The organism is Rhodococcus sp. M8 (assembly GCF_015654185.1).
In the GTDB taxonomy this organism is placed as follows: Bacteria; Actinomycetota; Actinomycetes; order Mycobacteriales; family Mycobacteriaceae; genus Rhodococcus; species Rhodococcus aetherivorans.
On the sequence record NZ_CP064065.1, the window covers coordinates 2,012,481 to 2,024,887 of the forward strand.

The 12,407-nt window shown below is 71.5% G+C and carries 11 protein-coding genes and 1 pseudogene; 4 read left to right on the forward strand and 8 right to left on the reverse strand.

Going from position 1 to position 12,407, the window contains the following annotated elements; genetic code table 11:
• Positions 1 to 142: 142 nt before the first annotated feature.
• Positions 143 to 352, forward strand: a complete 210-nt coding sequence (locus tag ISO16_RS08915; protein WP_006935908.1) for a BldC family transcriptional regulator — start codon at positions 143 to 145, stop codon at positions 350 to 352.
• Positions 353 to 482: 130 nt separating this feature from the next.
• Positions 483 to 683, forward strand: coding sequence for a hypothetical protein (locus ISO16_RS08920; protein ID WP_029545121.1), 201 nt, complete (start codon positions 483 to 485; stop codon positions 681 to 683).
• Here ISO16_RS08920 and ISO16_RS08925 read toward each other — a convergent pair.
• From ISO16_RS08925 to hemL, 7 genes and pseudogenes are all read right to left on the reverse strand, one after another.
• A complete protein-coding gene (locus tag ISO16_RS08925; RefSeq protein ID WP_072635746.1) occupies positions 665 to 1,747 on the reverse strand; it encodes a MinD/ParA family ATP-binding protein in 1,083 nt (360 codons plus the stop codon). The genes ISO16_RS08920 and ISO16_RS08925 overlap by 19 nt on opposite strands.
• A gap of 53 nt (positions 1,748 to 1,800) precedes the next feature.
• Positions 1,801 to 2,784 carry a c-type cytochrome biogenesis protein CcsB gene (gene ccsB, locus ISO16_RS08930; protein WP_072635747.1) on the reverse strand — a complete coding sequence of 328 codons (984 nt, stop codon included), beginning with the start codon at positions 2,782 to 2,784 and terminating at the stop codon, positions 1,801 to 1,803.
• Positions 2,781 to 4,463, reverse strand: coding sequence for a cytochrome c biogenesis protein ResB (resB, locus tag ISO16_RS08935; RefSeq protein ID WP_050035613.1), 1,683 nt, complete (start codon positions 4,461 to 4,463; stop codon positions 2,781 to 2,783). Before resB ends, ccsB begins: the two co-directional genes overlap by 4 nt.
• A complete protein-coding gene (locus ISO16_RS08940) occupies positions 4,460 to 5,320 on the reverse strand; it encodes a cytochrome c biogenesis CcdA family protein (protein WP_006935923.1) in 861 nt (286 codons plus the stop codon). The genes resB and ISO16_RS08940 overlap by 4 nt, the downstream gene beginning before the upstream one ends.
• Positions 5,321 to 5,355: 35 nt before the next feature.
• Positions 5,356 to 5,975: pseudogene (locus ISO16_RS08945) on the reverse strand (TlpA disulfide reductase family protein).
• A complete protein-coding gene (locus ISO16_RS08950; protein ID WP_006935931.1) occupies positions 5,972 to 6,622 on the reverse strand; it encodes a histidine phosphatase family protein in 651 nt (216 codons plus the stop codon). Before ISO16_RS08950 ends, ISO16_RS08945 begins: the two are co-directional and overlap by 4 nt.
• A gap of 50 nt (positions 6,623 to 6,672) precedes the next feature.
• A complete protein-coding gene (gene hemL / locus ISO16_RS08955; RefSeq protein WP_072635748.1) occupies positions 6,673 to 7,995 on the reverse strand; it encodes a glutamate-1-semialdehyde 2,1-aminomutase in 1,323 nt (440 codons plus the stop codon).
• Positions 7,996 to 8,076: 81 nt separating this feature from the next.
• Between hemL and ISO16_RS08960 the strand changes: the two genes are divergently transcribed.
• Positions 8,077 to 9,582: an ATP-binding protein gene (locus ISO16_RS08960; protein ID WP_072635749.1), complete on the forward strand. Its 1,506-nt coding sequence runs from the start codon at positions 8,077 to 8,079 to the stop codon at positions 9,580 to 9,582.
• A 10-nt stretch (positions 9,583 to 9,592) separates the two neighbouring features.
• A complete protein-coding gene (locus ISO16_RS08965) occupies positions 9,593 to 11,530 on the forward strand; it encodes an acyl-CoA dehydrogenase family protein (RefSeq protein ID WP_006935934.1) in 1,938 nt (645 codons plus the stop codon).
• Positions 11,531 to 11,552: 22 nt separating this feature from the next.
• Here ISO16_RS08965 and ISO16_RS08970 read toward each other — a convergent pair whose 3' ends face one another.
• Positions 11,553 to 12,398, reverse strand: coding sequence for a cyclase family protein (locus ISO16_RS08970; protein ID WP_072635750.1), 846 nt, complete (start codon positions 12,396 to 12,398; stop codon positions 11,553 to 11,555).
• Positions 12,399 to 12,407: the final 9 nt, after the last annotated feature.

Here is a 12,407-nt window from a genome sequence, read left to right on the forward strand (position 1 = left end):
GCGCGGGCACCCTGCTGGTCGACCGTCCGTTTTGTCTATTACTTCCGCTTTACCAACCGTAGACCGTTCGAGCAACCGGGGTATTCGGTGTCAACATGGCCACGTCGATCCGAACGAGACGAAACACCCGGAAGGACCATCGATGAGCGCACCCGCATTCAACGGCGCGAAGGAATCGCTGCTGACCCCCGGCCAGGTCGCGGCCCTGTTCCACGTGGACCCGAAGACGGTCACCCGCTGGGCCCACGCCGGCCGGCTCGGCTCGCTGCGCACCCCCGGCGGTCACCGCCGCTTCCGGGAGTCCGAGGTACTCGCGCTGCTGCGCTCCCTCACCACCGAAGCCACCCGCTGATCCGAGGAGACGGAGGCATCGTCGGCGACCCAGGCCACATCTGCACTCCCGCCACTACGAATAGACTGAAGGAGCAGGCCCGGCCGGCTGCGGAAACGCCGGCGGACTGCTCGCGGCGAGGAGGTGCGTGGTGCTCTACCTGTTGGCCATAGTCGGTGCCCTCACGATTGCGGTGCTGCTGTGGAAGGCGTTCGGTCCCGACCTTCGCTCCCGGCCGACCCGCGTGATCGGACCCGACGACGACCCGGACTTCCTGTGGAAGGTCGACCGGGAGTTCCGGCGCAGGTCCGCCGACGGCACCCCCGGACCCGATCAGGACCCCGGAGACTGATCTCCGGCCGAGTGACCTGTCCCGCCGCTGCGCTCGCCCCGGTGACCTGTCCCGTCGCTGCGCTCGCCCCGGTGACCTGTCCCGTCGCTGCGCTCGCCCCGGTGACCGCGACGGGGGAAGTCCGCGGCGACCCCCGCCGCGAGTTCCAGCAGGGCTCGCCGGGTGCGTGGCTGCAGCCGGGCCAGGTCCACCTCCGCACCCTCCTCGAGGTGCGGATCGAACGGAAGCACGTGGACGGCGCGGCAGCGCCGCGCGAAGTGCTCGACCAGCCGCTCCACGTCCACCTTGCCGGACCGGGGCCGCACGGCGTTGACCACCGCCACCGAGCGGGCCACCAGGTCCCGGTAACCGTGGGCGTCGAGCCAGTCCAGCGTCGCCGAGGCGCTCCGCGCGCCGTCCACCGATCCGGAGCTGACGACCACCAGCGTGTCCGCGTTCTCGAGAATCGCGCGCATCGCCGAGTGCATCAGTCCCGTGCCGCAGTCGGTGAGCACGATGTTGTGGAAGCGTTCGAGGAGTGCCAGTGCCCGCTCGTAGTCCCGCGCGCTGAACGCCTCCGAGACGGCCGGGTCGCTGTCCGAGGCCAGCACCTCGAGGCGATGCCGGTTCTGTGAGGTGTGGGCCCGGACGTCGCCGTAACGGTGGATGTGCGCCTCGTCGCGCAGCAGCGTGCGCACCGTGCCGGACGCTCGGTCGGCGACCTTCTGGCTCAGTGTCCCCCGGTCGGGGTTGGCGTCCACCGCAACCACCCGGTCGCCCCGCAACGACGCGAACGTCGACCCGAGCGTGACCGTAGTGGTGGTCTTGCCGACCCCACCCTTCAGGCTCAGCAGCGCGATCCGGTAGCAGCCGTGCAGCGGTCCGCGCACCTGCTCGACCAGTTCGCGGCGCTGCCGGCCCCGCCGGCTGTCGCCGGGATCGATGCGACCGCCGGTGCCGCGGTACACGGCCCGGCGCCACCCCCGCGCGGGCGCCGGCTGCACCCGGCTCACGAGAAGCGATGTGTCCAGATCCCGCGCCGACGGCTGCGCCGTCCCCGTCCGCTCGCCGTCCTCCGGCACCACGTCGTCCCCCGTCCCCGGTCCCCCACGGCCCGGCCGACGCGGACGATAACAGATCAGGTCAGGCCGGCGTACGAGTGCAGACCGGAGACGACCATGTTGATGATGAAGAGGTTGAACAGCATGGCGACGAAGCCGGCGACGTTGATCCAGGCCGCGCGCGTGTTGCGCCAGCCCGACGTGGCGCGGGCGTGCAGGTACGCCGCGTACATCACCCAGGTGATGAACGAGACGGTCTCCTTGGGATCCCAGCCCCAGAACCGGCCCCAGGCGGCCTCGGCCCAGATCGCGCCGAGGATGATGCCGGCGCCGAACAGCGGGAACCCGATGATGGTGGTGCGGTACGCGAGACGGTCCAGGGTCTGCGCGTCCGGCAGGCGCTCGGCGATCCGGCCGAACACGCCGCGACCCTCCTCGCCCTTCGGGAACCGGATGCGCAGCAGGAACAGCAGGCTGGCGACGCCGGAGACCAGGAAGATACCGCTGCCGACGCTGATGATGGTCACATGGATGGGCAGCCAGAACGACTGCAGGGCGGGCACGACGGGCGCGGCGTCGGCGTACAGCACGGTCGCCGCGAGGAACATCAGGATCAGCACCGGCACGAGCAGGTAGACCCACATGATCCGGTAGGCCGGCCGGCGCAGCACCACCAGGCCGAACAGCACCGCCGCGGCGCACGCCATCGACACGAACTCGTACATGTTGCCGAGCGGGAAGCGCTCGGTGGACAGCCCGCGCAGCACGATCGACGTGACCTGCAGGGCGGCCACCACGACGACGAGCGCGCGCCCCATGTTGCCGAGACGCTCGGACAGCGTCCGGCCCCGCGGCTCCTTCACCCGGCCCGGACCGACCGGCGCCGACGGCGGTTCGCCGGCCGCGCCGACGGCGACGAGCGTGCGCTCACGCTCGGCGACGAGATCGGCCCGGTGCGAGGCGTACTCGGCGATCAGCAGCACCAGCGCGAGCACCAGCACCGCGAACGCCGATTCGAATGCCCAGTCGCTGTACTGCGCGAGGGTCTCGTTGAGGGTCATGCCTTCTTCTCCTGTGCTGCCTTCGCACGTGCGGTCGTGTCGTCGCCGAGCAGTCGGCCGGTCAGACGCTCGAACTCGTCACCCCATCCGGCCTGGTCGGTCCGGGCGAGACCACCGAGTTCTACTACGGTACGTCGTTCCCCGTCGGCCACTGTACCGGCCGGGTAGGCCCGCACCCAGATCCGGCGGCGCTTGATCAGCAACGACACCAGTAGCCCCACCATCATCGTGATCGCCGAAACCAGCACCCAGGTCTGCGCCGGGTCGTGCGAGACCTGCAGGTTCACGAAATCGGTCGCGCCGTCGAAGCGGATCTGTGTCCCGTCGGGGAGCGTCACGCTCTCCCCCGCGAACAGGTTCACCCGGTCCTGCTTGACCAGCCGGCCCTGGTTGATCAGCTCACCGTTGAGGGAGAACAGCGACTGCGGGGTGCCGGTGTCGAGACCCGTGTCGCCCTTGTAGATGTCGATCGCGACGGCGGGATCGGTCAGCGCCGGGTAACCGGAGGACAACAGGTTGCCGTGGAACACCGCGGTGGGCGCGAACAGGCCCTCTATCGCGATCTGGTTGCGCCGCCGCTCGTCGGGATCCGGGTACATCCCGCCCGGCGGGTCGAACCGCATCGCGCCGCTGCTGAGGAAGGTGGTCGCGTCGTCGGGCCGCCACTGCAGCGTCTCGGTGCGGGTCTCGCCGTCGGGCCACGTCACCGTGAAGGACGGCGCGAAGCCGTGGCCCTGCAGGTAGACGCGGTCGCTACCGACCCGCAGCGGGTGGTTCACCCGCAACTGCGCGTCGCGCCAGGTGTTCGTCGCCAGGTCGGCCCCTGCCTGGTAGTCGATGTTGGAGGTGAACATCTCGGCCTGCCCGTTGTCGAGGTAGTCCGCGGAGAAGTCCTTCACGCGGATGCACATCGGAGTCAGGCCGGTGCCGTCGAGGGTGTTGCCCGCGCGGAACGAGTCGAACGCCGCCGGCGAGCTCGTGCAGAACTCCTCACCGTTGGCGACCAGGATGCGCTGGCCCTCGTAGCCGAACAGCTTGCCCACCGCGACCGCGGCGAGCAGACCCACCAGCGCGAGGTGGAACAGCAGGTTGCCGGCCTCGCGCAGGTACCCCTTCTCCGCGGAGAGCGTGAGCTCGCCGTCGCGCGCGCCGCGCCCCGCGGTCGTCTCCACGCCGCGCTCGGCGATGCGCCAGCCCCGCAACTGACCGCGCACCCGGGCGAGCACCTCCTCGGGCGAGGCGTCGACCGTGGTCTCGAGGTGGTGCGGCAGCCGCGACAGGTTGCGCGGCGCCGGCACGGGCCGGGTGCGCAGCGCCCGGTAGTACTCCGTGCAGCGCGGCAGGATGCAGCCGATCAGGGAGACGAACAGCAGCACGTAGATCGCGGTGAACCAGAAGCTGCCGAACACGTCGAACAACTCGAGCCGGTCCAGGAGCGGCCCGAGGGTCGGGCGCGCGGCGATGTACTCGTCGACCTTGCCGGAGTTGAGGCTGCGCTGCGGCAGCAGCGCGCCGGGGATCGCCGCCAGCGCGAGCAGGAACAGCAGCACCAGCGCGGTGCGCATCGACGTCAGGCCGCGCCAGGTGTTGCGGACGAACGCCGCGGTGCGACCGGCCGGGCCCTGCCGCGGCGGCGGGGTCGGCGACGTTGGGGCGGTGGGGGTGTCGGTGGCCGTCATATTGGCATCGTGACCTCGGAAATAAAGGCGTCCCGGATCCAGGAGACGAACACGTCCCAGGCGCCGGTGACGAGGGCGATTCCGACGGCCACGAGCATGAAGCCGCCGACGAGTTGGACGGTGCGGGCGTGGGCACGCAGCCAGCCCACCCCGCGCAGGGCCCGCGCCGAGCCCAGCGCGAGAACGACGAAGGGCAGCCCGAGGCCGAGGCAGTACGCCACGATCAACGCGACGCCCCGCGCGGCGGTGGTGCCCTCGGTCCCCGCGGCCAGGGAGATCACTCCGGCGAGCGTGGGACCGAGGCACGGCGTCCACCCGAGGGCGAAGACGCCGCCGAGCAGCGGCGCGCCTGCCAGCCCGGAGATGCGCCGGGGTTCGGGGCGGGTGTCGCGCTGCAACGCCGGGATCAGCCCGACGAACACCAGGCCCATCACGATGGTGACCACCCCGCCGATCCGCATCAGCACCTCGCGGTTGACGGAGAGCACGGAGATCGCGCCGAACACCGACGCGGTGGCGAGGACGAACACGACCGTGAATCCGGCGACGAACAGCGCGGCGGCCCCGGCGACGCGCAGGCGCCCGTCGTCGCGGACGGTGGTGGTGCGCCCGCGCGCCTCGGCGGCGGTCACCGCGGGGGCCTCGGCACCCACGACACCGGCCAGATAGGACAGGTAACCGGGCACGAGCGGCACCACGCAGGGCGATGCGAAGGACACGAGTCCGGCCAGCAGGCACGCCCCGAGGGCCAGCAGCAGCGGGCCGGACGAGGCGACCGACTGGAAGGTGTCCCCGATGCCCGCGGCGAGGACGGCCTCGCTCACCAGCGGATCACTGCTCACCACTGCACCACCCATGCCACTGCACCACCCATGTCACTGCACCACCCATGTCACTGCTCGGACGGACTTTCCGCGGCCACGCGCTCGACGACCGGCTGCAGATCGCTCGCGAGCAGTTCGGTCAGGAACACGGCGGCGACGCGGTGGTCACGGTCGAGGACGACCGTGGTCGGTACGACCGAGGTCGGGTAGTTCGCCCCCAGGGCGAGCAGCGAGCGCATCGACGGGTCGTAGATCGACGGGTAGCCCACCCGGTTGTCGACGACGAAATCCTGGGCCTTGTCGCGCTGGTTGTCGCGGACGTTGATGCCGAGGAACTGCACGCCCTGATCCTTGGTGGCCTCGTAGACCTGCTCGAGGTCGTCGGCCTCGCTGCGGCACGGGGCGCACCACTGGCCCCACACGTTGAGCACCACCACCTGGCCGGCGTAGTCGTCGAGCGAGAGGGTCTGCCCCTCGTTCATCAGGTCCTCACCCGACAGTGCACCGAGGGTGCCGCGGTCCGTGGGCGGGTCGTAGAAGATCCGGGTCTGGCCCCCCGGGCGAGACGAAGTCGAAGGTGCCGCCGGTGGCGACGGCGTCGTCACCGGTGGCGCACGACGTGGAGAGTGAGGCCACAGGCCAGCGCCGCCGCTGCCAGCGCCGCCCGTCGCGTGGCCCGGCGCCTCATGCGCCGTGGACGGTCGGGTCCGAAGCCCCGGCCGGTTCGGAGTAGACGATGTCGACGAGGGTGTCGCCCTGGTACACCAGCGAGGTCAGCGATGCGAGGCTGCACTGACGGTGCTGCGGGTTGTGCCACAGCCGCTCGCCCTCGAGGAAGCGGCGCAGCGTCCACACCGGCAGCTGGTGGCTGACGCACACCGCCTCCCGGCCGACCGCGGCGATGCGGGCGGCGTTGACGGCGGCGAGCATGCGATGCGCGATCTGCAGGTAGGGCTCTCCCCACGACGGGGTGAAGGGGTCGCGCAGCTTCCACCAGTGCCGCGGCCGGCTCAGCGCCCCGTCGCCGACGGCGACCCGCAGGCCCTCGAACTGGTTGCCCGCCTCGATGAGGTTGTCGTCCGTCGCCACCGGCAGGCCATGCTTGTCCGCGATCGGCTGGGCGGTCTGCTGGGCCCGCTCGAGCGGAGAGGCGACGATGTGCGCGACGTCGTGGTCGGCGAGCGCCGAGGCCACCGACCGGGCCTGTGCCTCCCCGGTCACGGACAGCCGGAAGCCGGGCAGACGGCCGTAGAGGATGCCGCTGGGGTTGTGCACCTCGCCGTGCCGGAGCACGTGCACGATGGTGCGGGACTCGGACGGGGCAGGTTCGGTCACGTGGGAATTCCTCGGGTGTGCGTCGGGTGTGGTGGCGTGGGAGGGCCCGCTCAGGCGGTGGCGGCCGCCGCGGCCTTCGCTGCGTGCGGCAGTGCGTCGGCGATGCGGGAGAACGCGTCGTCGTCGAGCACGGAGGAGACGAACCACGTCTCGAACGCGCTGGGCGGGGCGTAGACGCCGTGGTCGAGCAGGGCGTGGAAGAACGCCGGGAACCGCCACGTCTGCGCGGCCTTGGCCTGCGCGTAGTCGGTCACCGGATCCTCGGTGAAGAAGACGCTGAGCATCGTGCCGGCGAACTGGACCCGGTGCGCGACGCCCTCGGCCGTGAGTGCCTCGCCGATCATCCGTCCGAGGGTGGTGGCGTTCCGGTCGAGCGCGGCGTAGGCGGCGCTGTCGGCGGCGCGCAGGCTGGCCAGCCCGGCGGCGACGGCGACCGGATTACCCGACAGGGTGCCGGCCTGGTAGACGGGCCCCGCCGGCGCGAGGTGGGCCATGACGTCGGCGCGGCCGCCGAACGCGGCCGCGGGCAGGCCGCCGCTCATCACCTTGCCGAACGTCATGAGGTCGCCGGCGACACCGTCGATGCCGTACCAGCCGGCCGGTCCCGCCCGGAACCCGGTCATCACCTCGTCCATGATCAGCAGCGCGCCGTGCTCGCGGGTCAGCTCGCGCAGGCCGACGTTGAAGCCCGGCAGCGGCGGGACGGTGCCCATGTTGCCGGCGGCGGCCTCGGTGATCACCGCGGCGATCTTCCCCGGGTTGGCCGCGAACGCCGCGCGCACCGCCTCGAGGTCGTTGTACGGCACGACGATGGTGTCCTCGGCCTGCGCACCGGTCACACCCGGCGACGTCGGCAGCCCGAAGGTGGCGACGCCGGAGCCGGCGTCGGCGAGCAGGGCGTCGACGTGACCGTGATAACAGCCCGCAAACTTGACGATCTTGGTTCGGCCGGTGAATCCGCGTGCCAGCCGCACCGCGCTCATCGTCGCCTCGGTGCCCGAGTTGACGAGCCGGACCAGCTCGACGGGCTCGATGCGCGCCACGATCTCCTCGGCGAGTTCCACCTCACCGGCCGTCGGCGCGCCGAACGACAGGCCCGTCGTGGCGGCGCTGCATACCGCGTCGACGACCGCCGGGTGCGCGTGGCCGAGGATCATCGGCCCCCACGAACACACCAGGTCGACATAGGAATTGCCGTCCACGTCGGTCAGCGTGTAGCCCGAGGCGGACGCGACGAAGCGCGGGGTACCGCCGACCGATCCGAATGCGCGGACCGGAGAGTTCACACCCCCGGGAATCACCTTCGACGCCCGGTCGAACAGTGCGGTGGATACGGAGTCGCGGGCGCGAGATGCATCGGGGGTCGCAGTCACGACCTCCAGTGTCCCAGTTTCGCGGGATTTGCCAAAAGGCGTGGACCCTGCAACGGCGGTCGTTCCGGTACGAATGTGACCATGGTCTCGTTCGACGACGTCCGGATCGCCCTCGCGGACCGCTTCCGGGTGGTCACCGCCGCGTTCTCCGCCGACGGCCGTGAGGTACTTCTCACCGGACCGGTGGACGTCGGTGTCGACGTCGGCGGGTTCGCGGTCGTCGAACTCGACGACGGGCGCCGCCTCGCCGTGCAGGTCCGCAGCGTGCGCATCGTCGAACGCGAAGGCGCCGACGTCGACGTCACCGTCGACGAACCGGGTCTGCCGGTGCGGTCGGTGCGGGGCCGGGCGATGGTGCGGACGCTGGCGGGTTCCGCGACCGTCCTGGGGGTGTTCGGCGACGGCCGGTTCGTCGCCCCGCCGGAGACGGAGCCGTTTCCCGAGCGGCATGTGCGTCCGGCCACCGAGGCCGAGACCGCGACGATCGCCGCCGCGCTCGCCGGCACCCTCGACGTGGGCACCATGCTGCACGCCCCGGCGGTGCCGGCGCGGCTGCACCCGGCGGGCTTCGCCCGGCACACCTTCATGTGCGGCCAGTCCGGCTCCGGCAAGACGTACACGACCGGCGCGGTCCTCGAACGGCTGCTCGCCGCGACGACCCTGCCGATCGTGGTGCTCGACCCCAACTCCGACCACGTGCAGCTCGGCCGGCTGCGGGATCCGGGGGACGACTCCCCCGCCGCGCGCCGGCATCGCGAGGCCGCGACCGGAGTGCGGGTGGTACGGGCCCGCGGCGCCGACTCCGACCACCTGCTGTGCCTGGATCTCAGCGACCTTCCCCTCGTCGCGCAGGCGCTGCTGCTGCGCCTGGACCCGGTGCACGACCTCGACGAGTACTCGGCGTTGCGCCGCGTCACCGCCTCCCTCGCCGTCCCCTACTCGGTCGCGGACGTGCGGTCCGCGGCGGCGGCCGACCCCGCGACCGCGCGTCTCGCAACCCGCATCGACAACCTGGGGATCGCGGCGTGGGAGCTGTGGCGCCGGGGGGACGAATGCTCGGCCGCCGAACTCGACATGACGGCGGGCCGGTGCTTCGTGATCGATCTCGGCAGCCTGAACTCCCCCGGCGAGCGGGCCGCGGTGTCGCTCGGCCTGCTTGGCCGGCTGTGGATGCTGCGGCGGCGCCGCCTGCCGATGCTCCTGGTGGTGGACGAGGCGCACAACATCCTGCCGTCGGCCACGGCGGACCCGTTGTCGTCGAGCACCGCGGATCTGGGGGTGCTCATCGCCGGCGAGGGCCGCAAGTTCGGGCTGCACCTGTTGCTGATGCGCATGAACGGCAGCACCGACATCGAGGAGCTCGCACACCTGTTCTCGCACGTCCCGCCGGCGATGCTGCACCGCGCCACGACGTTCGGGCTGGGCCAGGCCCTCTTCGCGGGACCGATCGCTCCGACCCCCCTGCTGGCCCGCGTCGGGACACGGGTCAGTCCGGAAGGCGGCGCGGACGTCCCGACGGACTGGGCGCATCCTGCAGCCGATACCGGCGTTCTCACATACCCACACGAGGGGCCCGAATCGTCCTAGTGTCGAGTCCATGACGACCACAGCTGAGCACATCCGCATCACCCTGGACGGCGCGTGGCGGCAGGCGCGCGAGCGGGCCCGCGCGGATCTGGACCGGCCCGAGTTCGCCCCGCACTACACGCCGGACCTGGACGCGGCCCGGGCGATCACGCTGAAGCAGATGCGGATGCTCGCCGAATCCGGCTATGCCCGGGCGGGCTTCTCCAAGGCGGTGGGCGGGGGCGGCGACGCCGGTGGTGCGGTGGCGTCGATCGAGATGCTCGCCATGTCGGACCTGTCGCTGATGGTCAAGGCCGGGGTGCAGTGGGGCCTGTTCGGCGGCGCGATCGAGAATCTCGGCACGACCCGTCACCACGAGCGCTACCTCGGCCCGCTCATCGACCTCGATCTGCTCGGCTGCTTCGCGATGACCGAGACCGGTCACGGCTCCGACGTCCAGTCGCTCGAGACGACGGCGTCGTACGACCCGGGCACCGAGGAGTTCGTGATCCACTCCCCCACCCCGTCCTCACGCAAGGACTACATCGGCGGCGCGGCGCAGCACGCGACGGTCGCCGCGGTGTTCGCGCAACTGATCACCGGGGGCAAGTCCCAGGGCGTGCACTGCTTCGTCGTGCCGATCCGCGACGAGAACGGCGACGACCTGCCCGGCGTCACCACCTCCGACTGCGGCCACAAGGGCGGCCTGCCGGGCGTGGACAACGGGCGGATCATGTTCGACCACGTGCGGATCCCGCGGGAGAACCTGCTCAACCGGTACGCCGACGTCGAGCCCGACGGGACCTACGTCTCGGCGATCGAGAACCCGAACCGCCGCTTCTTCACCATGGTGGGCACGCTCGTACGGGGTCGGGTCACCGTCGGCGGCTCGGCGGGTGCCGCGGCCCGCGTCGCGCTGTCGATCGCGACGCGGTACGCGTTGCAGCGCCGCCAATTCAGCGCCCCGGGCGACGAGAACGAGGTGCTGCTGATGGACTACCTGGTGCATCAGCGCCGCCTGCTGCCGCTCATCGCGAGGTCGTACGCGCTGACCTTCGCGCAGAACGAGCTGGTCTCGACCATGGACCGGATCCAGACCACGCCCGTCGACGACGTCGACCCCCAGGAGCAGCGTGAGCTCGAGAGCCGCGCCGCCGGACTGAAGGTCGCCAACACCGCCCACGCGACGCGCGCCATCCAGGAGTGCCGCGAGGCCTGCGGCGGCGCCGGATACATGGCCGAGAACCGGCTGACGGCGTTGAAGGCGGACACCGACGTGTTCACCACCTTCGAGGGCGACAACCACGTGCTGACCCAGCTCGTCGCCAAGGAACTGCTCACCGCCTACGCGGACGAGGTCCGCGGGATGAGCCCGGTGGAGTGGATGAAGTTCGCCGCCGTCACGGTGTCGGACATCGTCAAGAAGCGCACCGCCGCGCAGCAGATCCTCCAGACCCTCGTCGACACCCGGAAGGACAACGAGGAGGACGGCAGCCTCTTCGACCGGGGCACGCAGATGGCGATGTTCGAGTCCCGGGAGCAGTACCTGCTCTCGACGGCGGCGCGGCGGCTGCAGGCCGCGTCGAAGCGCGAGGAGAACATGTTCGACGCGTTCAACTTCGTGCAGGACCACGTGCTGCACGCCGCGCAGGCCCACATCGACCGGGTCGTGCTCGAGGCGTTCGTCGCGGGCATCGACTCGTGTCCCGACGAGGCGGGCCGCGAGCTGCTGTCGGACCTGTGCGACCTGTACGCGCTGAGTGTCATCGACGAGGACAAGGCCTGGTACATGGAGCACCGGCAGCTGTCGGTGGAGCGGGCGAAGGCCGTGTCACGCGGCATCAACGAACGCTGCCGGACCCTGCGCCCGCACGTGACGACGCTCGTCGAGGGTCTCGGCGTGCCGGAGCACCTGCTGGGGTCGGCGATGCTCGACGGTCCGGGCACGGACGCCGGTCGCCTCGGCTGACCCGCCGGGCCGGGTGCGCGGATCAGACCAGTGCCAGCACCCGGCACGGTCCGCCGGTGCCGCCGACGTGCTTGGGCGCGCCGACGACGACGGTCGCGTCGCGCGGCGGCACGGCCGCGAGGTTCGCCATCGCCTCGATGCCGTAGCGGCCCGCGCCGAGCAGCTCCACGTGGGCGCCGAAGTCGCTGCTGCTCGCCCGGTCGAGGCTGAGGGTGTCGACGCCGAGCCCCACGACGTTCCGTTCGTGCACGAGCATCCGCACGGCGTCGCGGTCGAATCCCGGCGCGTGCGGGATGCGCAGCGCGTCGGCGTTGACGAAGCGGGCGGGGTCGGCGAGGCGGGCCTCCCAGCCCGAGTGCATCGCGACGAACGCGCCCGGCGGGATCGGGCCGTGCTGCTGTTCCCAGGCCGCCACGTCGGCGACGGTGACCACGGAGTCGTCGTCCTGCGCGGCCTTGCCGGCGATGTCGACGACGGCGAGCGGGGCCACGAAGTCGCGCACCGGCAGCGCCTCGACGGTGGCGCCGCCGCGCACGATGTGGGCCGGGGCATCGAGATGGGTGCCGGTGTGCTCCCACAGCGACATCTCGTTGACGGCGAACCGCCCGGTGTCGAGCGTTGCGACGGGACGCATCGTGAACTGCTCGTTGCCGGGCCAGACCGGGAACTGCGGGGTCAGCGTGTGGGTCAGGTCGATCACCGCGTCGGCCCGCACGGGGGTGGTGTTCCCGCCGGCCCGTGCGGCGGGCGTCGCGGCGAGGCCCGCGGCGGTCACGCCCACTGCGGCGAGGAAGGACCGGCGGCCGAATCGGCTTCGGCTGTCCTGGATCTCGCGATACACCCGGTCGAGCACCGTCGGTGAGCACATCGTCTCGCC